The 23,610-nt window shown below is 64.3% G+C and carries 19 protein-coding genes; 5 read left to right on the forward strand and 14 right to left on the reverse strand.

The features are described 5' to 3' along the window. Positions 1-30: 30 nt before the first annotated feature. From AC1DCF_RS01740 to AC1DCF_RS01760, 5 genes are all read right to left on the reverse strand, one after another. A complete protein-coding gene (locus tag AC1DCF_RS01740; protein WP_441791562.1) occupies positions 31-1,335 on the reverse strand; it encodes a citrate synthase in 1,305 nt (434 codons plus the stop codon). A 269-nt stretch (positions 1,336-1,604) separates the two neighbouring features. After that, entirely contained in the window at positions 1,605-2,708 is a 1,104-nt protein-coding gene (gene dapC, locus AC1DCF_RS01745) for a succinyldiaminopimelate transaminase (protein ID WP_477209508.1), read from the reverse strand. A 15-nt stretch (positions 2,709-2,723) separates the two neighbouring features. Next, positions 2,724-3,047 (reverse strand): ferredoxin, encoded by a 324-nt coding sequence (gene fdxA, locus AC1DCF_RS01750; RefSeq protein WP_345063980.1) that lies wholly within the window; start codon positions 3,045-3,047, stop codon positions 2,724-2,726. A gap of 125 nt (positions 3,048-3,172) precedes the next feature. Then, the gene (locus AC1DCF_RS01755) at positions 3,173-4,144 is read right to left on the reverse strand and encodes a PIG-L deacetylase family protein (RefSeq protein WP_477209509.1); all 972 of its coding nucleotides are present in this window, start codon (positions 4,142-4,144) and stop codon (positions 3,173-3,175) included. Between the two features lie 37 nt (positions 4,145-4,181). Continuing rightward, positions 4,182-4,871, reverse strand: a complete 690-nt coding sequence (locus AC1DCF_RS01760; protein ID WP_477209510.1) for a M23 family metallopeptidase — start codon at positions 4,869-4,871, stop codon at positions 4,182-4,184. Positions 4,872-5,241: 370 nt separating this feature from the next. Between AC1DCF_RS01760 and efeU the strand changes: the two genes are divergently transcribed. The 3 genes from efeU to efeB all read left to right on the forward strand — a co-directional run bounded on the left by efeU (position 5,242) and on the right by efeB (position 8,680). Then, positions 5,242-6,114 (forward strand): iron uptake transporter permease EfeU, encoded by an 873-nt coding sequence (gene efeU / locus AC1DCF_RS01765; protein ID WP_477209511.1) that lies wholly within the window; start codon positions 5,242-5,244, stop codon positions 6,112-6,114. Positions 6,115-6,179: 65 nt separating this feature from the next. Then, complete coding sequence (efeO, locus tag AC1DCF_RS01770; protein WP_477209512.1) at positions 6,180-7,349, forward strand: iron uptake system protein EfeO; 1,170 nt, start codon at positions 6,180-6,182, stop codon at positions 7,347-7,349. Beyond that, entirely contained in the window at positions 7,349-8,680 is a 1,332-nt protein-coding gene (gene efeB / locus AC1DCF_RS01775; RefSeq protein ID WP_477209513.1) for an iron uptake transporter deferrochelatase/peroxidase subunit, read from the forward strand. The genes efeO and efeB overlap by 1 nt, the downstream gene beginning before the upstream one ends. A 25-nt stretch (positions 8,681-8,705) precedes the next feature. Here the strand turns inward: efeB and AC1DCF_RS01780 are convergent, their stop codons facing one another. The 3 genes from AC1DCF_RS01780 to AC1DCF_RS01790 form a co-directional block, all read right to left on the reverse strand. Continuing rightward, positions 8,706-9,149 (reverse strand): hypothetical protein, encoded by a 444-nt coding sequence (locus AC1DCF_RS01780; RefSeq protein WP_477209514.1) that lies wholly within the window; start codon positions 9,147-9,149, stop codon positions 8,706-8,708. A gap of 143 nt (positions 9,150-9,292) precedes the next feature. Further along, positions 9,293-11,203 (reverse strand): translational GTPase TypA, encoded by a 1,911-nt coding sequence (typA, locus tag AC1DCF_RS01785; protein WP_441791570.1) that lies wholly within the window; start codon positions 11,201-11,203, stop codon positions 9,293-9,295. 170 nt (positions 11,204-11,373) lie between these two features. Then, positions 11,374-13,170 carry an ABC transporter ATP-binding protein gene (locus tag AC1DCF_RS01790; RefSeq protein ID WP_477209515.1) on the reverse strand — a complete coding sequence of 599 codons (1,797 nt, stop codon included), beginning with the start codon at positions 13,168-13,170 and terminating at the stop codon, positions 11,374-11,376. 89 nt (positions 13,171-13,259) lie between these two features. On the opposite strand from AC1DCF_RS01790, the gene AC1DCF_RS01795 reads away from it, so the two are divergent. Next, positions 13,260-13,883, forward strand: a complete 624-nt coding sequence (locus AC1DCF_RS01795; RefSeq protein ID WP_477209516.1) for a PH domain-containing protein — start codon at positions 13,260-13,262, stop codon at positions 13,881-13,883. Between the two features lie 29 nt (positions 13,884-13,912). On the opposite strand, the gene AC1DCF_RS01800 is transcribed toward AC1DCF_RS01795, so the two are convergent. From AC1DCF_RS01800 to AC1DCF_RS01810, 3 genes are all read right to left on the reverse strand, one after another. Continuing rightward, positions 13,913-14,950 (reverse strand): ABC transporter permease, encoded by a 1,038-nt coding sequence (locus AC1DCF_RS01800; RefSeq protein ID WP_477209517.1) that lies wholly within the window; start codon positions 14,948-14,950, stop codon positions 13,913-13,915. Next, entirely contained in the window at positions 14,950-16,488 is a 1,539-nt protein-coding gene (locus tag AC1DCF_RS01805) for an ABC transporter permease (RefSeq protein ID WP_477209518.1), read from the reverse strand. Before AC1DCF_RS01805 ends, AC1DCF_RS01800 begins: the two co-directional genes overlap by 1 nt. Before the next feature lie 110 nt (positions 16,489-16,598). Beyond that, positions 16,599-18,377 carry an ABC transporter family substrate-binding protein gene (locus AC1DCF_RS01810; protein WP_477209519.1) on the reverse strand — a complete coding sequence of 593 codons (1,779 nt, stop codon included), beginning with the start codon at positions 18,375-18,377 and terminating at the stop codon, positions 16,599-16,601. Positions 18,378-18,848: 471 nt separating this feature from the next. Here AC1DCF_RS01810 and AC1DCF_RS01815 point away from each other — a divergent pair, with 471 nt between their 5' ends. Continuing rightward, entirely contained in the window at positions 18,849-19,850 is a 1,002-nt protein-coding gene (locus AC1DCF_RS01815; RefSeq protein WP_477209520.1) for a patatin-like phospholipase family protein, read from the forward strand. A gap of 93 nt (positions 19,851-19,943) precedes the next feature. Here the strand turns inward: AC1DCF_RS01815 and AC1DCF_RS01820 are convergent, their stop codons facing one another. From AC1DCF_RS01820 to AC1DCF_RS01830, 3 genes are read right to left on the reverse strand one after another with little or no spacing between them, the layout of a single operon-like run. After that, a complete protein-coding gene (locus AC1DCF_RS01820; protein ID WP_477209521.1) occupies positions 19,944-21,692 on the reverse strand; it encodes a dipeptide ABC transporter ATP-binding protein in 1,749 nt (582 codons plus the stop codon). Beyond that, on the reverse strand, positions 21,689-22,639 hold the full coding sequence (locus AC1DCF_RS01825; RefSeq protein WP_477209522.1) for an ABC transporter permease: 951 nt from the start codon (positions 22,637-22,639) through the stop codon (positions 21,689-21,691). Before AC1DCF_RS01825 ends, AC1DCF_RS01820 begins: the two co-directional genes overlap by 4 nt. Further along, positions 22,629-23,558, reverse strand: a complete 930-nt coding sequence (locus AC1DCF_RS01830; RefSeq protein WP_477209523.1) for an ABC transporter permease — start codon at positions 23,556-23,558, stop codon at positions 22,629-22,631. Before AC1DCF_RS01830 ends, AC1DCF_RS01825 begins: the two co-directional genes overlap by 11 nt. Positions 23,559-23,610: the final 52 nt, after the last annotated feature.

Here is a 23,610-nt window from a genome sequence, read left to right on the forward strand (position 1 = left end):
CGGGTCTCGACAGGCTCGATCAACGAACTACTAGCGCTGCGGGTAGTCGCGCGCCGGGGATCCGACGTACAACTGCTGCGGGCGGCCGATCTTGGTGGCCGGGTCGGTGTTCATCTCGCGCCAGTGGCCGATCCAGCCGGGCAGGCGACCGATGGCGAACAGAACCGTGAACATCCGCGTCGGGAAGCCCATGGCCTTGTAGATGACACCGGTGTAGAAGTCGACGTTCGGGTAGAGCTTGCGCTCCTTGAAGTAGTCGTCGTTGAGCGCGTAGTGCTCGAGCTCCATCGCGATGTCGAGCAGGTCGTCCTGCACGCCGAGAGCGGCGAGCACTTCGTGGGCGCTTTCCTTGACGAGCTTGGCGCGCGGGTCGTAGTTCTTGTAGACGCGGTGCCCGAAGCCCATCAGCTTGACGCCGGCTTCCTTGTTCTTCACGCGCTCGACATACTTCGCGACACCCTCACCGGATGCCTGAATGTCGGCGAGCATCGAGAGCACGGCCTCGTTGGCGCCACCGTGCAGCGGACCGAAGAGGGCGTTGATGCCGGCAGAGACCGACGCGAACAGGTTGGCTTCGGTCGAGCCGACAAGGCGCACCGTCGAAGTCGACGCGTTCTGCTCGTGGTCCTCGTGCAGCATGAGCAGGCGCTCGAGCGCCTTGCTGACCACCGGGTTGACCTCATAGGGCTCGGCCAGCGTGCCGAAGTTCAGCTTGAGGAAGTTGTCGACGAAGCTCAGCGAGTTATCGGGGTAGAGGAACGCCTGACCGATGCTCTTCTTGTGCGCGTAGGCGGCCATCACCGGAAGCTTGGCGAGCAGGCGCACCGTGGAGATCTCGACCTGGGCCGGGTCCTTCGGGCTGAGCGAGTCCTGGTAGTACGTCGAGAGGGCAGAGACACCGCTCGACAGCACCGACATGGGGTGCGCGTTGTGCGGCAGGGCGTCGAAGAAGCGGCGCAGGTCTTCGTGAAGCAGGGTGTGACGACGGATGCGGTTGTCGAAGTCGTCGAGTTCGGCCGGCGTCGGCAGTTCTCCGTAAATGAGCAGCCAGGCGGTTTCGAGGAAGCTGGAGTTGTGCGCGATCTGCTCGATCGGGTAGCCGCGGTAGCGCAGAATCCCCTGCTCGCCGTCGATGTAGGTGATCGAGGAACGCGTCGCCGCGGTGTTCACGAACCCGTAGTCCAGGGTGGTGAGCCCGGTCTGGCGGGTCAGCGTCGAGATGTCGAGGCTGGATGCGCCATCAACGCTGCGCAAGATGGGGAACTCGGCTGTGCCGCCCGGATAGGTGAGCGTTGCCTTCTGCGGCTCGTTGGATGCTGTTCGCTCGTCGCCCACGGGGTCTCCCTGAGTAGTAGTGCCCTGTCGGGGCAACCGGTTAATTCTCTGGCGATCCGCAGCACACACTCATGGTGTGTGGCGGGCAACCGACTACAGCCTAAGCCGCCCAGCAGCCTACTGTGGCATCCGCTAAAAGCAGTCGCTTTCCATTGGATATAGTCCACAACACCGGTGGTCGAGCATGTCGAGCGATGTACTGAGCTCGTCGAAGTGACCACGTAGGCCGACCTCGCAAGGCCGGCCGGCGGAGATCTCGACCGGCTCGATCACCGGCTACGCAGTCGCTCCGCCGCCGCCTGGATCCGCTCGTCGGTCGCGGTCAGCGAGAACCGCACGTGTTGCGGGTAGAAACTACCGTAGAACGGGCCGGGTCCGGCGAGGATGCCCAACTCGGCCAGCTCGGCGATCGTCTGCCAGGCGTCGACGCCCCGGGTCGCCCAGAGGTAGAGTCCGGCCTCGCTGTTGTCGATGCGGAAGCCGGCATCCTGCAGCGCGGGCAGCAGCACCGCGCGGCGGGCGCGGTAGAGCTCCTTCTGCGCGGCGACGTGCGCGTCATCGCCGAGGGCCACGACCATGGCGGCCTGCAACGGCGCAGGGAGCATCAAGCCGGCGTGCTTGCGCACCGTCAACACCCGAGCGATCAACGAGCCGCAGCCGGCCACGAAGGCGGCGCGGTAGCCGGCGAGGTTCGACTGCTTGCTCAGCGAATAAATGGCCAGTACGTTGTGGCGGCTCTCGCCGACCACCCGCGGGTCGAGGATGCTGGGAATCGGTTCGGTGTCCCACGGCGCCTCCCAGCCGAGCTCGGCATAGCATTCGTCGCTGACGATCACCGCGTCGAGTTCTCGTGCGCGGGCCACGGCGGTGCGCAGTTCAGCGACCGAGAGCACCCGGCCGTCGGGATTTCCGGGGCTGTTCAGCCAGATCAGTTTCGTCGAGGCCGGCCATTCGGCCGGGTCGTCGGAGGCGAGCGCGGTGGCGCCGGCGATGGCAGCACCGATCTCATAGGTCGGGTAGGCCGCGCGCGGGTGCACGATCGTGTCGCCCTCGCCAATCCCGAGCATGAACGGGAGCAGGGCGACGAGCTCTTTCGAGCCGATCGTCGGCAGCACGTTCCTGGCCGCGAGTCCGGTCACGCCGCGGCGGCGCGCGTACCAGTCGATGATGGCCCGCTGCAGAGCCGGCGTTCCGACCGTTTGCGGGTAGGCGTGCGCATCCGTCGCCTCGGCCAGTGCCTGCCTGATCAGCGCGGGCGTGGCGTCGACGGGCGAACCGATCGACAGGTCGACGATGCCGCCGACATGGGCCCGTGCCTTCTCGGCAAACGGGGCCATCTGGTCCCACGGGTAGTCAGGAAGCTGCTTCAGCATCGGGCAGCCGGCGCGCTAGTGCTGAACCTGCGGCGGCAGCACGGCGATCACCGGGTGATCCTTGGGAATCACGCCGATCTTGGCTGCTCCACCCGGGGAACCGATGTCGTCGAAGAATTCGACATTCGCCTTGTAATAGTCAGCCCACTGTTCGGGAAGGTCGTCTTCGTAATAAATAGCCTCGACAGGGCAGACCGGCTCACACGCACCGCAGTCGACGCATTCGTCGGGGTGGATGTAGAGCGAGCGTTCCCCCTCGTAGATGCAATCGACCGGGCATTCATCAATGCAGGCACGGTCTTTGACATCGACGCAAGGAAGAGCAATGACATACGTCACGGTGGTGAGGTTCCCTTCACGAGCTGGATATCCAGTCTATGCCTCGAAGAGGGGTCTGCTTGATACGAGTGTTGTGTGCTGGCGTGTTGTGCACCGGCGCCGCGACCTCCGCCCGGCCGGTTGCCTCAGTGCTTGGCGGGCAGCTTCGGCCAGGCGATGACCAGTGCTGCGACCAGGGTCGGAACAATGGTCCAGATGAGTCCGGTCAGCCCCTGCGGGATGAGTACGGAGCCGCCCGTACTGCGCAGCGACAGCAGAAATATCATGCCGAGCATCCCGATTGCGGCAAGCAGGACCATCAGCCGGTCGTGAAACACCAAGCGCAGTCCGATCAGCAGAGCGGATGTCGCCACCAGGGCAAGGATCAATCCGTACGGAATCTCGACAGAACCGATCGAGAACGTCGCCAGATGGGCCAGGGTTCCGAGCAGCCCGAACAGTGCGCCGAGAACCAGCGCGAGCACTCCCCCACCGATGCGCTCCAGCGGCGACGCCGACGGAGCCGTCATCGACAGTCGCCCGGATGGCGGGGAACTGATCTGCACGAACGCTTCGGTTCCGCTGACGCTCTGCAGCGTGCCATCGGGCGCTCGCACGGCATGGTCGATCACCGACCATCGACCGGGGTAGGCCGCAACCGCCCGGAGCTTCGTGTCGATCTGATCGCTGACGTCGATCGCCTTCACCCGCTGGTTGACGTCGGCGGCGACCCGGCGACTCAGAAACACCGGCACGCCGGTCTTTTCGGCAGCGAGCACGGCCGCCGCCCGCAACCGATCATCGTCGGTGCCGATCACGACTGCCGTCGCCCCAAAATCGGTGAGCAGGTCGAGCATCAGCCCGTCAAGCTCGCGGTCTTCGTCTTCAATCGATTGACCCGACAGGGCGGGCACGATCATCCAGTCGTCGACGTCGAGTGCGGTCAGGGCCGCGCGTGTCGCCGAGGGATCCTCGGTGCCGGCCTGGCCGAAGAGCACCGCGACCCGCGATCCGTCCGAACGAAGGCGGGCGATCGTTCCGCCGGTCATCAGCGATTCATCGCCGGGGCGAGCAACAACAAAGGCGACGCGTTCATCGCTGCCGGACATGACCATCACAGTCGAAGCCTAGTCGGCGGGGCGGGCAGCATCGAAGCTAGCCCGCGTGCTCGGTCAGCCAAGAGTAGGGATCGAAGCGCACACCGTCGGTGTGGAACAGCTCGAGGTGCAGGTGCGGGCCGGTCGCCTGACCGGTGCTGCCGACGAGTCCGACGAACTGACCAGCCGTGACGTGCTCACCGACCGAGACTCCGCGAGAACCCAGCTGCATGTGCGCGTAGAGCGCCGTCACCGTCTCGCCGCCGACGACGGATTCGATCTCGACGTAGGCGCCGTATCCGCCGCCGTCGTCGGTCGAGGTGACCACGACACCATCGGCGATCGAGCCGATCGAGGCGCCGTCGCCGGCGTTCATGTCGAGCCCGTCGTGGAAGGTCGAGCAACCGCTGCAGGGAGCGCTGCGCGGACCGAAGCCGTCGCTGATCCGAACCGCCTGCGGGAATGGCCACTGCACGCCTCCACCGGCTGCCGGTGCCGCCGGTGCTGCAGCAGCAGCTTCGACGACGGGGGGCGGTGGTGGCGGAGCTGCCTCTGAGCTGTAACCGTCACGCGCGATCGTCTGAGGAGCAAAGTCGGCGAGGACCACATTCTGAGCGCCGACGAGCGATGCGCTCTTTTCCGTTGTGGTCGGCAGCGGCAGTGCCAATGTCGTCGCCGCTGCATCCGACGCCGAGAGCGCCGTCGCCGGAAGCGACGGGGCCATGGTCAGCGACCCGACCACCACCATTCCCACTCCGGTGAGAACGACCGAAGTGAAAGAAGAGGAGAGCGGGGAGCGCCAGGTTCGGCGTGATGCGTGGTCGTGACGAGTGGTCGACGTGCGGCGGGCGGGTGAACGGACAGAGCGAAGAAGGGGCATATCGTTTCGGGTTCAGCGGCAGCCAAGCGGCACCTGGGTTCGGGCAATAAGTCAGCCACGTTAGCCCGCCAAGCTCCGTAGAACCGGCAAGAGACCCGTGCATCACCCGAGTGCGACCCTGCACGCTTGTTTGTTACGGCTGAGGAAAAAGAAATGGACAGCCCCGAAACCAGCGGTTACAGTTGGGGACGTAAGGTTAGCCTTACCATCCCCCCAACAAACATTCCCAGGAAGTCCTGTGCTCGCAAACTATCTGATCGGCCTGCGCGAAGGTCTCGAAGCCGTACTCATCGTCACCATCCTGATCGCCTACATCGTCAAGATCGACCGCAAAGATGTTCTGCCGCGCATTTGGGCCGGGATCGGGCTTGCCGTTCTTCTCGCACTCGGCATCGGCGCCCTGCTGACGTTTGGCACCTACGGCCTCTCGTTCGAAGCACAGGAGACCATCGGCGGAGTATTGTCGATCGTCGCGACCGGCCTCGTCACCTGGATGGTGTTCTGGATGCTGCGCACGGCTCGCGACCTCAAGGGCCACCTGCAGGGCAACATCGACCGCCATCTCGTCGGAAGCGGTTTCGGACTGGTCATCGTCGCGTTCCTCGCGGTCGGCCGCGAAGGAATCGAGACCGCACTCTTCATCTGGGCCGCCGTCAAGGCGACGGGTGAGACGACACTTCCGCTGGTCGGCGCGTCCCTCGGAATCGTCACCGCCGTCGCCCTCGGCTGGCTGATCTACGCCGGCATGCTCAAGATCAACCTGTCGAAGTTCTTCACCTGGACCGGCGGCATCCTGATCGTCGTCGCGGCCGGCGTGCTTTCCTACGGCGTGCACGACCTGCAGGAGGCCGGCATCCTGCCCGGGCTGCACAACCTCGCCTTCGACGTGAGCGCCACGATCCCGCCCGATAGCTGGTACGGCACCCTACTGAAGGGCTTCTTCAACTTCTCGCCGGCCACCACCTGGCTGGAACTGGCCGTCTGGATTTCCTACGTCGTGCCCACCATGACCCTCTTCATCGTGAAGAGTCGGCGCGGCAAACCTCGCGCGGCCACAATCCCTGCTGCCCAGCCCGCAACGGGTGCCACGCCGGTCATCGCCGCACACTGATCTTCTCCCGTCCCACCCCGCTCCCCCACATCCTGTCTTCCCTCTTCCCGTTCCGAAGGACTTCTATGCGCTCCCGTCTCCTCCTGCTCACCGCTGTGTCGGCTGTCGGCCTGCTCTCTCTCACCGGCTGCGTCGCCAACGCGCCGACAAAGGATGCCGGTCACGCGGCGCTGACCGTCGACAGCAGCGCCGACGCGTGCACAGTGTCCGCTGCCGAAGTTCCGGCCGGTAACGCCCGGTTCACCGTCACCAACAGCGGCGACCAGGTGACCGAGTTCTACCTGCTCGGCGAAGACGGCCTGCGCATCGTCGGCGAAGTGGAGAACATCGGTCCCGGCCTCAGCCGCGACCTCGTCGTGCAGCTCGCCGCGGGCAGCTACCTGACCGCGTGCAAGCCCGGCATGGTGGGCGACGGCATCGGCAAGACCGCCTTCACCGTGACGAAGTCGGATGCCGCGGCCGCGCCGGACATCGACCTCGCCGCCCAGATCGACGCCGCCAACGTCAACTACGCCTCGTATGTGAAGGATCAGGTGGCCCAGCTGGTCACCGGAACCGACGCGTTCGCCGCCGCCTATGTGGCCGGCGACGATGACACCGCCCGCAGCCTCTACGCCGGAACGCGCGCCCACTGGGAGCGCGTCGAGACCATCGCCGAGTCGTTCGGCGACCTCGACCCGAAGCTCGACCTGCGCGAGGCCGACCTCGAAGAGGGCCAGGAATGGACCGGCTGGCACGCGATCGAGAAGGATCTCTGGCCCGCCGACGCGGAGGCCGGCTTCGTCGCGTACCCGGCCGAGAAGCGCGCGCACCTCACTGAGCTGCTCCTTGCCGACACCGCCACGCTCAACACGAAGGTGCAGGACCTGACCTTCACGCTCGCGCAGCAGACCAACGGCGCCATCGGCCTGCTCGATGAGGTTGCCACCGGCAAGGTCACCGGCGAAGAAGAAGCCTGGTCACACACCGACCTCTGGGACTTCCAGGCCAATGTCGACGGCGCGAAGGTGCTCTACGCCGGCGTGCGCGACATGGTCGTCGAGAAGGATCAGAACCTCGCCGACACACTCGACACCGAGTTCGCTTCGCTGCAGACCCTGCTCGACGCCCAGCGCGTCGGTGACGGCTTCACGCTGTACACCGAACTCAGCCCCGCTGAGATCAAGGCGCTCTCCGACCAGGTCAACGCACTCGGTGAACCGCTCAACCAGCTCACGGCTACGCTCGTTCTCTGATGACTGATTCCACCACGCCTTCCCCACCCGCCGGGAAACCTGCCGGGAAACCCGCCGGGAAACCCGCCGGGATTTCCCGTCGCGGGCTGCTCGGCCTGGCCGGGGCCGGCGTGGCGGGCATCGGAATCGGCATCGCGGCCGACCGCGCCGTGCTGGCGGCAACGGGGGCCGGATCGGGCGCCACTGCATCCGCGACGCGCTCCTACGATTTCTATGGCACGCACCAGGCCGGCATCGTCACGCCCGCCCAGGACCGCCTGCATTTCGCTGCGTTCGACATGTCCGCCTCGGCGACCCGCGCCGACCTGATCGAGCTGCTGCAGGACTGGACGATTGCCGCTGCGGCCATGACCGCCGGAAAAGACATCGGCGAATACGGCGCGGTCAGCGGGCCCTACGACGCTCCGCCGGAGGACACCGGCGAGGCGCAGGGCCTTCCCCCGTCGGGCTTGACCATCACCTTCGGTTTCGGTCCGACGCTCTTCTCGACGACGGATGGCGTCGACCGGTTCGGCCTCGCCGCCCGCCGGCCGGCTGAGCTCGTCACGCTCCCCCATTTTCCGGGCGACATGCTCGACCCGGCGGCGAGCGACGGTGACCTCTGCATCCAGGCATGCGCCGACGACCCCCAGGTGGCTGTGCACGCCATCCGCAACCTCTCCCGCATCGCGTTCGGCCGGGCGGCACTGCGCTGGTCGCAGCTGGGCTTCGGGCGCACCTCGTCAACGAGCACCAGCCAGGCCACCCCGCGCAATCTCTTCGGCTTCAAAGACGGCACGGCGAACATCAAGGCCGAGGAACCGGCCGCCGTCAACGATCAGGTCTGGGTGCAGTCGGGTGACAGTGCCGCGTGGATGACCGGCGGATCCTACCTGGTGACCCGGCGCATCCGGATGACCATCGAGACCTGGGACCGCACGATTCTGCGTGAGCAGGAGGCGGTCATCGGTCGCAACAAGGGCGAGGGTGCCCCGCTCTCCGGCGGCACCGAGTTCACCGAGCCCGACTTCGAGGTGACCGGGCGCGGCGACGAGCCGCTCATCGCGACGACCGCGCATGTCAGATTGGCGCATCCGACCGAGAACTCGGGCATTCGGATGCTGCGGCGCGGCTACAACTTCGTCGACGGCAACGATGCACTCGGTCGCCTCGAGGCGGGACTCTTCTTCATCTCGTTCCAGCGCGAACCCGAGCAGTTCACCACAGTGCAACTGAATCTCGCCCGAAACGACGCCCTCAACGAGTACATCCGTCACGTCAGCTCAGCACTCTTCGCGGTGCCCCCTGGGGCGCGCCCCGGGAGCTACGTCGGGGCCCCGCTCTTCGCCTGACTCGCGGCGTATCCCGCGAGCCGAACTAGTTCGCGGACAGCGGCATCACCGTGTAGAGCACGCCGTCCGCGTTGCCGACCAACACCACCGTGTACGCGTCGTTCTTCATCGCTACGGCGCCGTTTCCGCCCGTCGAACCACTCGCGTCCGTGACGAACCCTGCGGCTTCCAGCTGCGCCTGGGCGTCGGCCACCGGGTCTGCCGCGGTCGACTTGATGGTGACGACCCAGCCCGTCTGCCCGTCGGCGGTGTTTCCCGCTCCGAGCAGGATCTCCCCGTCGATGACCGGCACCTCGTCCGGCCAGCCCTTCGGCAGCGCTCCACCGAGGCTGACACTGCCGCCTGAGGCGTCTTGCACCGCACCGTTGACGAGCCCACCCACGCTGGAGCATCCGCTCAGCATCGGTCCAGCTGCCAGGGCAAGCACGAGCGCGAGAGGGATGCCGATGGCCGGTCGAATTCTGGTCATGATTGTCTTCTTTCGTCGGCGGCATGAAGTTCACGCACGGCAATTTCACTCAGATCAAGGTCAAGTCACTTCACGGTCAAGTTAAACACAGCCGCCCCTCCCGAAGCTGGGAGGGGCGGCTGTCAACAGTCAGCGCACAGCTGTTAGTTGGCGTCCTGCTTCTTCAAACGCGAGGTGTTGCGCGCACGAGCCTGAGCGGCGAGCTCAACCTTGCGGATACGCACGACCTCGGGGGTGACCTCGACACACTCGTCTTCGCGAGCGAACTCGAGGCACTGCTCGAGCGTCAGCTGCTTCGACGGGGTCATCGACTCGAAGGTGTCGGACGTGGACTGACGCATGTTGGTCAGTTTCTTTTCCTTGGTGATGTTGACGTCCATGTCGTCGGCGCGCGAGTTCTCGCCGATGACCATGCCTTCGTAGACCTCTTCGGTCGGGTTCACGAAGAAGCTCATGCGCTCCTGCAGAGCGATGATGGCGAACGGGGTGACAACACCTGAGCGGTCAGCAACGATCGAGCCGTTGTTGCGCGTGTTGATGGTGCCGGCCCAGGGCTCGTAGCCGTGCGAGATCGCGTTGGCGATACCGGTGCCACGGGTGGTGGTCAGGAACTCGGTGCGGAAACCGATGAGGCCACGCGACGGAACGATGAACTCCATACGAACCCAGCCGGTGCCGTGGTTCGCCATGTTCTCCATGCGGCCCTTGCGGGTGGCGAGGAGCTGGGTGATGCCACCGAGGTACTCTTCCGGTGCGTCGATGGTCAGGTGCTCGAACGGCTCGTGAACCTTGCCGTCGACCTTCTTGACAACAACCTGCGGCTTGCCGACGGTCAGCTCGAAGCCTTCGCGACGCATCTGCTCGACGAGGATGGCGAGAGCGAGCTCGCCACGTCCCTGAACTTCCCAGGCGTCGGGGCGTCCGATGTCGAGAACCTTGAGCGAGACGTTACCGACGAGCTCCTTGTCCAGACGGTCCTTGACCATGCGGGCGGTGAGCTTGTGGCCCTTGATCTTGCCGATCAGCGGCGACGTGTTGGTACCGATGGTCATCGAGATGGCCGGGTCGTCAACCGTGATGGTCGGCAGCGGACGGGGGTCTTCGGGGTCAGCCAGGGTCTCACCAATGGTGATGTCGGCGAAACCTGCAACGGCAACGATGTCGCCGGGGCCAGCGCTTTCGGCCGGGTAGCGGTCGAGTGCCTTGGTGATCATCAGCTCGGTGACGCGCACGTTGTGTACGGATCCGTCGTGCTTGATCCAAGCGACCGTCTGGCCCTTTTTGATGGTGCCCTGGAAGATGCGCAGCAGCGCGAGGCGACCGAGGAACGGCGAGGAGTCGAGGTTCGTGACCCAGGCCTGCAGCGGGTGCTCGTCGTCGTAGACCGGAGCGGGGATGTGCTCGAGGATCGCTTCGAAGAGCGGCTCAAGGTCATCGTTGTCGGGCAGCTCGCCGTTGGCGGGCTGGGTCAGGCTTGCGGCACCGTTACGGCCCGAAGCGTAGACAACCGGCACGTTCAGCACGAGGTCGAGGTCCAGGTCGGGAACGTCGTCAGCCATGTCGCTGGCGAGACCGAGGAGCAGGTCCTGGCTTTCGCCGACGACCTCTTCGATGCGCGCATCCGGACGGTCGGTCTTGTTGACCAGCAGGATGACGGGAAGCTTGGCTTCGAGTGCCTTACGCAGCACGAAGCGGGTCTGCGGCAGCGGTCCTTCACTGGCGTCGACGAGCAGAACAACGCCGTCAACCATGGACAGACCGCGCTCGACCTCGCCACCGAAGTCGGCGTGGCCGGGGGTGTCGATCACGTTGATCGTGATCGGGCCGTCGGTGGCGTGCTTGCCCTTGTACGAGATCGCCGTGTTCTTGGCGAGGATCGTGATGCCCTTTTCGCGCTCGAGCTCGTTGGAGTCCATGGCACGCTCTTCGAGGTGCGCGTGCTCGGCGAACGAGTTCGTCTGGCGAAGCATCGCGTCAACGAGCGTGGTCTTGCCGTGGTCAACGTGGGCAACGATTGCTACGTTTCGAAGGTTATTGCGCGTGGCAATCGCCATAAAAGAGTTCCTCACAAAGAATTGCTGCCGCAAAATGTCGCGTGCGACTAAGAATGGAAGTGTGGCCAGAAGGTGGCCCGACTGACGATCTTACCGCACGAACCCTGAAAATTAGCGCGGAGCTCCAGCACCTGCTAGGCGCGCGGGCACGAGGCGCGACGCGAAGCCCGCTATTCCGTTTTCGAGGCGACCGCGCGCAGTTCCTGACGGAGCAGACGTCGTTCACGCTGTTTGGCCGGGTCGGGCAGCGGCACCGCAGCAAGCAACCGCTGAGTGTATGCCTCCTTGGGGTTACGCAGAATTTCGTCTCTGGTCCCCGTCTCCACCAGTTTGCCGTGGTGCATCACCGCAATCCGATCGGCCAGCACATCGATGACGGCCAAGTCGTGGGTGATGAACAGGCAGGCGAAGTTCATCTCTTTCTGCAACGCCTGCAACAGCACGAGAACGCGCGCCTGAACCGAGACATCCAGGGCGCTGGTCGGCTCGTCGGCCACCAGCACCTGCGGTCCGAGGGCCAGCGCCCTGGCAATGCCCACCCGCTGCTTCTGCCCTCCGGAAAGCTCGTGCGGGTAACGGCTGCGGTAGTTGCGCGGCAGCTCGACGCTGTCGAGGAGACGCTCAACCTCGGCATTCAGATCCGCACCGGAGAATCGCTTCGCCAGCAGCAGCGGTTCGCCGATGCTGTCCCCGATCGGCAACCGCGGGTTGAGCGACGACGAGGGGTCCTGAAAGACGATTCCCACATTCTTGTGCAACCGACGGATGTCTTCACGGCCGGCATGAGAGAGATCCTCCCCAGCAACGACCAGGCGCCCTTCGGTGATCGGAAGCAAGCCGACCGCGGCCCGGCCCAGCGTGGTCTTGCCCGAGCCTGACTCGCCGACCAGGCCGACGACCTCGCCTTCCCGAATTTTCAAGTTGATGCCGTCGGCGGCACGGAACGCCTGAACATGGCCGCTCTTCGGGTATTCGATGGCGACATTGTCGAACTCGACGACAACCCGGCGGGTGTCTTCTGCGGCGGCTTGCGCGGCAACCTCGGCCAGACGCTCATTGATCTCAACACGTGCCGCGAAGTCGACGCTGTTCTCGAGTTCACTCCCGATGGCCAGGCTGGCCGTGGTGTCGATCTCTTCGTTGTCGCGTTGCCCGAGAAAGGGAACAGCCTGGAGCAGGGCGATCGTGTACGGATGCTGCGGCGTGGCAAAGATCTGCGCGCTCGGGCCGGCCTCGACGATCAGTCCCTTGCGCATCACGGCGATGTGATCGGCGAGATCGGCGACCACCCCCATGTCGTGAGTGATCAGCAGAATGGCGCTGTCGAGGCGGTCACGCAGATTGCGCAGCAGGTCGAGGATCTCGGCCTGCACCGTGACATCCAGTGCCGTGGTCGGCTCATCGGCGATGAGCAGCTTGGGGTCGCAGGAGATCGACTGGGCGATCATCGCCCGCTGCAGCTGACCGCCGGAGAGCTGGTGCGGGTACGACTTGAATGCCTTCATCGGGTCGGGCAGCTCGACCATGTCGAGCAGCTCCAGCGCCCGCGTTTTGGCTTGGCTCGGCGACATCCCGAAGTGCAGCCGCAGGGTCTCGACGATCTGGAATCCGATCGTGTAGACCGGGTTCAACGCGGTCATCGGCTCTTGGAAGATGACCGCCACCTGGCGGCCGCGCACGCGGCGCATCTGCGCCGGGCTGAGACCGCGAAGCTCGCGACCGTCGAGCTTGACGCTTCCGGAAATGCGGCTGTTCTGCGGAAGCAGATCGAGCACGGCCATCGAGCTGGCACTCTTTCCGGAGCCGGACTCCCCCACGATCGCCAACACTTCGCGCGGTTTGATCGAGTAGTTCAGTTTCTTGGCCGCGGGAATCCAGACGCCGTCGACGCCGAAGTCCACGCTGAGATCGGTGACCTCCAAGACGGGGTGTCCCGTCACGGTGTCGGTCAGGAGTGTGTCGGTCATGAGAATGTGCTCCATTTCACGCCCTGCGCGGATGCGCCTGGCGTCGTCGTGCATTTCCGCGTGGGTCCACAAGCTGTCAGCATAGAAAAATGCAGACTTACATCCCGGGAGACCGCGTCGAGATCTCGTCGCGTTTCAATCGCATCCTTGCCGTGTGTGTCTGGGTGATTGCCGCCCTGATCGCGGGCAGCCTCTTCTTCGTCGGTCCCGGCGCGTCGCTGCTCACGCTGATCCCGGCCGCCTTCTTCAGCGTTCTCGCCTGGGAGGCGTTGTGGCGCCCGTACACCGCCGTCACCGACGACGGCGTCGAGCTGCGAAACGTTTTTCGCACCATCCACATCCCGTGGGCCGCTCTGATCAACGTCGACACCAAGTACGCCCTGACGCTGTACACCCCCGGCCACAAGTACGTGGCCTGGGCGGCGCCGGCTCCCGGACATGTGACCGGTGTGCGCAACTCGCGATCGACCGGCTCCGAATCCCAGGCGGGCCTGCCGGCCTCCGCCGAGGTTCGCCCCGGAGATCTGATCAACACCGAATCCGGTCAGGCCGCCGCCGTGGTGCGCAGCCGGTGGACGGCACTGCGCGACCACGGTCTGGTCGAAGCCGGTGTGGCCGATGAGACCCCGGTGCTGATCACTCGCCACACGATGATGATTGTCGTGCTGAGCGCACTGGCCCTCGCGACCCTGGTGGGGTCGCTGGCCCGCTAGCGAGGCCGGCGAGCTCGCCGGAATGAGCATCATTCGCGGTCCTCGCCGGGTTCCAGCAGCTGCTCCTGCATCATCCTCAGTTTGAAACGACGGTGGCGCGGGTCGAAGGCATCGCGCAGGCCGTCTCCGACGAAGTTCACCAGCAATGCCAGGGCGACGATGAAGAATCCGGGCCACCAGAACAGCCAGGGCCGGGTCTGGAACGCCGACTGGTTGGAGCTGATCAACAGGCCGAGCGACACGTCGGGCGTGCGGATACCGTAGCCGAGGAAGCTCAGTGCGGTCTCCAACAGGATGGCGGAGGCCATGATCAGCGTCGAGGAAACGATGACCACGCCCATCGCGTTCGGCAGGATGTGCTTGAAAATGATCCGCTGATCCGACGCACCGGCGACCCGGGCCGCCTCCACGAAGGGGCGTTCGCGAAGCGAGAGGAACTCGCCGCGCACCAACCGGGCGATGCCCATCCAGGAGAAGAATCCGAGCATCAGGGCCAAGAGAAACGCGCCGAGGTTGCCGGCGAAGTAACCGACGACCGAACCGACGACGAGGGCGGGGATGACGATGAAGACGTCGGTGATACGCATCAGAATCGCGTCGACCCGGCCTCGGTAGTACCCGGCGACGGCACCGACCACGACACCGACGATGCTGGCGATACCGCCGAGCACCACCATGACGAGAGCCGAGTTCTGAACTCCGCGCATGGTCATGGCGAAGTAGTCCTTGCCGATCCGGTTCTGGCCGAACGGATGTTCGCCGAGCGTGATTCCGGAGCCGCCGAGCCAGGTGKGAATCAGGCTCAGTGTTGGCGCCCCATTGTTGACCTGCGGGTTCAGCTCGGTATAGCCGTACTTCCACCATCCCGGAATGGGACCGATCCCGATCGCTGAGATGGCGAACAGGATGATGAGCACCACGAGCACCCCGGAGGTCACCGCGATTCTGTTGCCGAGAAAGCGTCGCCAGATCAGCCGTCCCTGGCTTTCGGGCGCCTTTCCGGTGGAGATGGCACCGTCGCCGTTGCCGCCGTTGCCGCTTCCATTCACCTGTGTGTCAAGTGCCATTATCGAACCCTCACCCTCGGGTCAAGGCTGGCGTACGCCAGGTCTGCCAGGAAGTTGAACAAGATTGCCATCGATGCGATGACCAAGAAATAGCCCATCACCGGGTTCAGGTCACCGCGACGGAGTCCGAGGTTGAAGAGCAACCCCATTCCGGGAATCGCGAAGACCGTCTCGGTGATGATCGCCCCGCCGAGCAGCGCCCCCACGTCGAAGGCGATCAGCGTGGTGATGGGAATGAGCACATTGCGAAATGCGTGGCGCACGATGACCGTGCGCTCCGGAAGCCCCTTGGCCCGCGCCGTACGGATGTAGTCCTGGTTCAGCACCTCCAGCATCCCGGCACGGGAATACCGGGTGTAACCGGCGAACGAGATGAGCAGGAGCGTGATGGTCGGCAGCAGCAGGTGGGTGAAGCTATCGATGCCGCTGATCCAGAAATCGCCGTCCAGATTCGGGGTGACCGACCCGACGGTGGCAATGGGGCGGCCGTTGATCTGACCTTCGGCCAGGTACGCGGGCCATGACTGCATGTAGCGGTCAAGCAGGATGAGCGCGGCCGAGAGAACCGCGGTCAGTACCCCCACTCGCATGTTCTGCCCGCGGTCGTAGCCGCCGACGAGAAACCCGCTCAACAAGCCGACCGCCACCGTGGCGATACCCAGGATGGCGATGGTTCCGGCACTCGAAATGTCGAACAGCGGCTGCAGTGCGAAATAGCAAATGATCGCAATCGCCCCGTTGATCCCGGCGGTCAGCAGCGCCCGGCGTTGGCGGATGCCCGCCACGAGGGCGGTGACTCCCACGGCGATGGCCGCAACAAGCACGATCATCGCGACCGGCCCGATTCCCGGGGTCATGAACCATCCGGTGGCGGACATGAACCACAACATCAGTGTTGTGCTGGCACCCGAGACCACAAAAACTGCGAGACGTTGCCGACGAGCGCCGCCGATGAGCGACTGCCAGATTGCGCCGACGATCACGCCGATGGCGAGTGCCCAGAACGCCGACACCACCGGATCACCGAGAAAGTTATTGAAGGAGATCGCGATGAACTCTTTCAGCAGCACTGCGACCAAGAACGCCGGGAGGGAATAGAGGAAGAAGCTGATGAAGGTCATCGTGTTGTCGAGACCGCTGTACTGGCGCAGGGCCGTCACGATGCCGATCGTGATTCCGAAGATGATCGCCAGCAGAAGCGCCAGGGTGACGAGCTGCACCGTGGAGCTCAGAGCGTTCGGCAGCAGGTCGATCACCTGAGCGTTGGCGATCGTCGGACCCAGGTCGCAGGCGTTGGCGAAGGGGATCAGACATCCGGCCGCTCCGGTGAGCCAGAGTGCCCAGCGCACGGGCGGCGCGATGTCGAGGTGCAGAAGCTGGATCCGGGCTGCGATCAGCTGATCCTTGTTGGCAGCGTTGCTGCTGCGGAGATCGTCGAGCGGATCGACCGAAAAGGCGACAAGCATGTACATCAAGAATGATGCCGCCAGAAGAATGAGAACGGAGACGAGAACTCGTCGCAGGATGAAACTCACCATTGAATGGGCTACCTCACTGGAGCGGTGGTTGATCATGGCGGGGCAGAATCTGCCCTTCGTCACGAAACCGGTCCCCGCGCACGGTGCGCGAGGACCGGTTCATGTCGCGATTACTTGACTGACCACTCCCAGAAGTTCCAGAACGGTCCGGTCTGGTTGCCCATGAACTTCACTCCGTCGATCTTGCTGCTGGTTCCGAAGATGCCGGGCAGCTGGAACAGCGGAAGACCGTAGGCGTCGTCGAAGGTCTGCTTGTCAATCTGCAGCTCCAGGTCGGTCAACGCCGACTTGTCGAGAGTTGACTGAGTTTCGATTGCCAGGTCGCCGGTTCCGTCGTAGTTGTTGTAGTTGCCACCGCTGCCGACAGGTCCGAAGATCTGCGGGATGCCTGAGGTACCGGCACCGGGGGCAATCCAACCGAACAGCACGGCGTCGTACGAACCGTCGCCGAGCTTCTTGCTCCAGTCGGGCGAACCCGCATCCACAATCTTGAAGCCGGCCTCAGTGGCCGAGGCGAGGATGGCCTGGAACTCGTCGACCCGGTTCGGGTTCGTCGTGTTGTACATCAGCTTGACCTCGGGGGTCTTGCCGGCCAGGAGCGCCTTGGCGCCTTCGATGTCAACCTTGCTGTACTCGCTCGACCCGTTGTTCTTGACGGTGGCGGCGTACTCGTCCTGGTTGGGCAGGAAGAGCTGCGAGTCGAGCACCTTGGCGTCGGGGTTGACCGGCGTCACGATCGCGTCGAGGATCTGCTGACGCGGGATCGTCTTCAGGAATGCCTGACGCACGCTCTTGTCGGCGAAAACACCATCGGTGCTGAACGTGAGGTCGAGGTGATCGTACGAGACCTGGTCGCCCGAAAGAATCGTGGCGTTCGCGCTCTTCAGCGCGGCGAGGGTGTCTGCCGACGCCTGCGGGTTGATGATGTCGACCTCGCCGTTCTGCAGTGCAGTGACCTGGGCGTTCGCGTCACCGATGATGCGGAAGACGATCTTGTCGACCTTCGGCATCAGGCCGGCAACGTAGTGCTCGTTGCGGGTCATGGTGAGCGACTGTCCCGGGGTCCAGGCCGACAGCACGAACGGGCCGCTCGCGACGAGAAGGTCGGGGTCGGTCGGGAAGGCCGTGAGATCATAGCCGGTGTTGACGAAGTCAGCAGCCTTCTTGAAGTCAGCGTTCGGCGCGGCCGGCGCTGCCGGGTCGCCCTTCGGCAGTCCCTCGATCAGCTTGGTGAGGTCGGCAGCCGAAGCGAGACCGGCCTTCTTCGCCACAATGTGCGCCGGCTGAGCGATCGGGTTGACCAGCTCCCAGTCCACGTAGGGCTTGGAGTAGACCAGTTCGATCGACTCATTGTCGTCGCCGACCGTCGGGTACGCCGTCGTGTCGAGGCCGGCCGTGCTGGCCGCGATCGAGAAGTACTGGTTTCCGCTGGACACCTCGCCCGATGCCGGGTCGATGGTGGCGTCGTCGTAGTACCCAGAAGCGATGGCCCAGGCCAACACCATGTCGTCGGCGGTGATCGGCTCGCCGTCAGACCACTTGAGGTCTTTGTTGAGGGTGTACTTCACGGTCAACGGGTCGTCGGAGGTCTTTTCCATCTTGCCGAACTTCTCGTCGTGAACGATCTTGAAGTTGTTGTCGATGTACTGGAATCCGGTGCCGTACGAACCGTTCAGGTATCCGACCTGGCCGTTCGTGTCGAGGTTGCCCTGGGGGGTCTGTGAGTTAAGCGATGTGAACTCGTTGACGACGGCAACCGTCGCCGTTCCCCCTGCTGCAGCCGTCGGCTCCGTCTTTGGTGCGGTGGTGCAACCGGACAGCGACAACGCTGCAACCCCGGCTATGGCAATCGCAGTGACTGCCAGGCGAGCCTTTCCCTTAATGCGCACAGTTCCTCCTCGTAAGAGAGCGTGACGCCAGGCGCAACGAGTGCACCTGGCGTTCGATTACAGATGACCCTAGTTACAACGCTGCGAAATTGACCCCAACATGGGGCCAATCGTTACCAAGCAGTGACGTGAGCGACACATTGTTGCGCCTCTTCGACAAAAGAAGCAACAAATGGCCACCCGGTTACGGTGAAACGCTACACAATGATCAACCGTGTGGTATGCGCACCCCACTCCCCTCCAGACCGAGAGGTCAGCGGCGTTTTCGAGCGCGAAACGTACAACCCGGCTCCGCAGGATGCGCAACGCGTCGCGGGCGTGCTAGCGTCTTGGCGATCGTGGTCTATCGGCAGGAGGTGAGTCCCATGAACGCAGTATCCGCAGTGGGTGCTCCCCCGCAGTGCACGATCGCGCGACTGACGTAGTCGCCACAGGGAGCGCCCTCCAGGCAATTCGCGAAAGGCGATTCCCATGAACACAACACCTTTTTCAACTCGGCACTTCAGCGGGGCGACGACCTCCGACGGGCCGACATCCGACCGGTCGACGTCCGATCTGGATCGGCAGCAGGCCGACGATGCGCGGCCCGTGCGCGAGCGAGCGTTGGTCCTCGGCGGTGGTGGATCAGCAGGCAATGCCTGGCTGATCGGCGTCATCGCCGGTCTCTTCGATGCCGGGTTGGACGTGACCGAGGCCGACCTGATCATCGGCACATCGGCCGGGGCGACGGCCGCGGCGCAGATCACGAGCGCACACCCGGCCCGACTGCTCGCCGACATCCTGTCCGCCGCACCCCCGCAGCGGCCTCGCCCGGCCGGGTCTGACCGTGGACCTGACGCCCTTCGGCCCGTGTCCGACCAGATGCGGAGGACGAGCGACATCATCGCCGCCGCTGAAGATGCGGCCGACATGCGCCGGAAACTAGGTGCGGCAGCGCTCGAATTGGATGCGATGTCGGACGGCTCCGGGCAATCGCAGTGGCGCGCCACCGTCGCAGCCCGACTGCCCAACCAGCACTGGCCGCAACGAACGATCCTCCTCACGGCGGTCGACGCCCAGACCGGGGAACCCGTCGTGTTCGACCGCCACAGCGGGGTCGACCTGGTGGATGCCGTCGCCGCGAGCTGTGCCAGTGGCGCTCCCCACCGGATCGGGGACAACCGTTTCATCGACGGCGGCTACCGGCGATCCAGCGAGAATGCCGATCTGGCCGCCGGATACGGGCGGGTGCTGGTGCTGTCACCGTTTGGCGGCCGATCACGGGCACCGCTGGAATGGGGCATGCATCTCGCAGCTCAGGTCGACGAACTCCGCGCCGGCGGCAGCAGAGTCGAGATCATCGTGCCGGACAGCGCCTCACTCGACGCATTCGGCAGCAACATGATGGATCTGTCGACGCGTCCGCCCGCTGCTCAAGCGGGCTACGACCAAGGCAGAGCCTGTGCCGAGCAACTCACGGAGTTCTGGCGCTGACGCCCCCGAATCAGTGCATCGTGCGTTAACGCCGCTGGGCGGCACCACAGTGTGGTGCCGCCCAGCGGTTGAGGGTGCTCCCCCGAGTGCGTTCTAACGCCCGAACTCGAAGTTTCCGCCGGGAATGGCGGCCAGGAGTTCCTGCGTGTAGCTCTGCTGCGGGTTGTCGAAGACCTCATCGGTCGTCGCCGCCTCGATGATCGAACCCTTCTTCATCACGCAGACGTTGTCTGCGATCAAACGCACGACCGCGAGGTCGTGAGTGATGAAGAGGTAGGTGAGACCGAGTTCGCTCTGCAGCTCGGTGAGCAGGTTCAGAACCTGACCCTGCACCAAGACGTCAAGCGCCGAGACCGCCTCGTCGAGCACGAGCACGTCCGGCTTCAACGCCAGAGCGCGTGCCACGGCGATGCGCTGACGCTGCCCACCCGACAATTCGCTCGGGTAGCGGTAGCGGGTCGACGCCGGCAGCGACACCTGGTCGAGCAACTCGAGTACCCGGGCCTGGCGTTCCTTCGCCGTGCCGACGCGGTGCGCCAACAACGGTTCAGCAATCGTGTTACCGACGTTGTACTGCGGGTCGAGCGAGCCATACGGGTCTTGGAAGACCGGCTGCACACGGCGACGGAACTTCAGCAGTTCGGCGCCCTTCAGCCCGGCGACATCCTGACCGTCGAACTCGATCCGGCCGCTCGTGATGCTCTCGAGCTGCAGAATCAGTTTCGCGACCGTGGACTTGCCCGACCCGGATTCGCCGACGAGAGCCGTCGTGGTGCCGCGCTGAATCCCGAACGAGACCTCGTTGACCGCCTGCAGCTCCTTGTACTTGAGGCCCTGCTGACGAATGCGGTAGGTCTTGGAGACCGACTGCACCGAGATCAGATCGGTCGCCGGCGCTGCCTCTTCACGCGAAGCGGCACGAGCGATCAGTGTCTCATCAAGTGAGCCTTCGCCGAAGACCTCCCGGTCGATGGCACCCGCGCTCTTGGCCGTCTGGATTCGACGCGACGCCAGGCTCGGCGCAGCAGAAACCAACCGCTGAGTGTACGGATGCTTCGGGTCGGCCAGGATCTCCTGCGACGGCCCCGACTCGACGACCTTGCCCTTGTACATGACGACGAGCTGCTCCGCACGTTCCGCGGCGAGGCCGAGGTCGTGCGTGATGAACAGCACCGAGGTGCCATAGTCACGGGTGAGTGTGCCGAGGTGGTCGAGGATCTGGCGCTGAACGGTGACGTCCAGAGCGCTCGTCGGCTCGTCGGCAATCAGCAGCTTCGGACGCGAGGACAAGCCGATCCCGATCAGTACCCGCTGGCGCATGCCACCGGAGAACTGGTGCGGGTACTGCTTGAGTCGTTCGGCAGCATCGCTGAGGCCGGCCTCCTGCAGAACCTGGATGGTGCGCAGGCGCACATCCTTGCCCTGGGCGACGTTGTTGGCCCTGATCGCCTCTTCCACCTGGAAACCAATGTTCCACACCGGGTTGAGGTTCGACATGGGGTCCTGCGGAACATAGCCGATCAGGCGACCACGCACATCCTGGATCTCCTTCGGCGACAGCTTGGTCAGGTCTCGACCCTCGAAGAGGATCTGACCGCCTGTCACCTGACCGGTGCCGGGAAGCAAGTCGATGATCGACTGTGCGGTCGTCGTCTTGCCGGAACCGGACTCCCCCACGATGGCCAAAGTCTGACCGGCGTAGAGGGTGAGGTCGACACCGCGCACCGCGGGAACGAGCCCGCGCTGCGTGCGGAAGCCGACCTCAAGGTTGCGGATCTGCAGGAGCGGTGAGTTCGAGGTGTCAACGTGCTGACCCTCGGTTTCATTGAGGAGAAGTGTCATCGTCGGGCCCTCGCCGCCGGGTCAAGAGCGTCGCGAACAACGTCGCCCAACATCAGAAATGAAAGCACAGTGATCGACAGCGCCGCAGACGGGTAAAGCAGAATCTGCGGGTTCGTGCGAATCGACGTCTGCGCCTGAGCAATGTCGTTGCCCCAGGACATGACATTCGGCGGCAACCCGATACCCAAGAACGACAGGGTCGCCTCGGCGACGATGAACGTTCCCAGCGAGATGGTCGCGACCACGATCACCGGAGCGATCGAGTTCGGAACCACGTGCCGCACCAGAATGCGGAACTTCGACACACCGAGAGCGGTCGAGGCCATCACATAGTCGGACTGGCGCGCACTGAGCACCGCACCACGCATGATGCGGGCGATCTGCGGCCAGGCGAAGATCGACAAGACCAACGCCACGGTGACCGGCGTGCGCTCGGGCAGCACCGACATCAGCACGATCGCACCGAGCACGGTGGGGATCGCGAAGAAGATGTCGCCAACGCGCGAGACGAACGTGTCGAGGAACCCACCGTAGTAACCGGCCAGCGCCCCGATGATCACACCGCTGATCGTGACGAGCAGCGTCGCCAGCACACCGACCATGACCGAGGCCTGGGCCCCGAAGATGATTCGCGAGTAGACGTCACAGCCCTGGCGAGTGAATCCGAGCGGATGCCCGGCTTCCGGTCCACCGTTGCTGTTGGCCAGCTGGCAGTTCAGGTTCGGCGAGACCTGGGCGAACAGCCCAGGGAACGCAGCCACGACCAGAATCAGCACGATCAAGGCCGACGAGATCCAGAAGGAAGGACGTCGACGCATCGCATCCCAAGCATCCGCCCACGTGCTGCGGGCTTTCTCGGAATCGTCGAGACGGTCGATCGGGGCGATCGGCGTGTCTTCGAGTGGCGCGACGTAGTGTTCCTGGGATCGGTAGTTTCTATTTTGCATAGCGGATCCTCGGGTCAAGCAGTGCGTAAAGCAGGTCAACGAGCAGGTTCGCCACCACGAAGATGATGACCATCACCGCGATGAACGACACAACCGTCGGGCCCTCGCCGAGCTTCACTGCTCGGTAAACGGTCCCGCCCACTCCGTTGATATTGAAGATTCCCTCAGTCACGATCGCACCGACCATCAACGAACCCAGGTCAACACCCAGGAACGTCACGACGGGTACCAGCGAGTTACGCAGCACGTGCACGGTCACGACGCGGCGGCGGGACAAACCCTTGGCCGTTGCGGTGCGCACGAAGTCGGCGTTGAGGTTGTCAGACACACTCGCGCGAGTGAGCCGCACGATGTAGGCGAACGACACGGATGCGAGCACGATAGCGGGCAGGATGAGCTCGCTGTACGGCGCATCACCACTCACGGTCGTTCGCGCCCAGCCGAGTTGAACGCCGAAGACGAACTGCAGCACGAAACCGATGACGAACGTCGGCACCGAGATGAGCAGCAGGCTCACGACGAGAGCACTCGCGTCGAACCACTTGCCCTTGCGCAGACCGGCGATCAAGCCGATCAAAACGCCGAACACTGCCTCAAAGAACAAAGCAAGGGTGGCCAGTCGCAGGGTGATCGGGAAGGCATCTGCCATGACGTCGGCGACGGGGCGTCCGGAATACGTGGTTCCGAGGTCGCCCTGGAAGAGGCCGCCGATGTACATCAGGTACTGAACGATGAAGGGCTTGTCGAGGTTGTACTGGGCCCGAACCGCCTCAATCACATTAGGGGCCGGAGGACGGTCGCCGTACAAAGCGGCGATCGGGTCACCCGGCAGTGAGAACACCATGAAATAAATCAGGAATGTCGCACCGAAGAAGACGGGAAGCATCTGGAGAATACGTTTGCCGGTGTACCACAGCATTAGCATCCTCCGTTGTTAGGAAGGAGCATTGAGATCACAATCGCTGAATGAT

It is taken from the genome of Leifsonia sp. 10L418 (genome assembly GCF_056395445.1).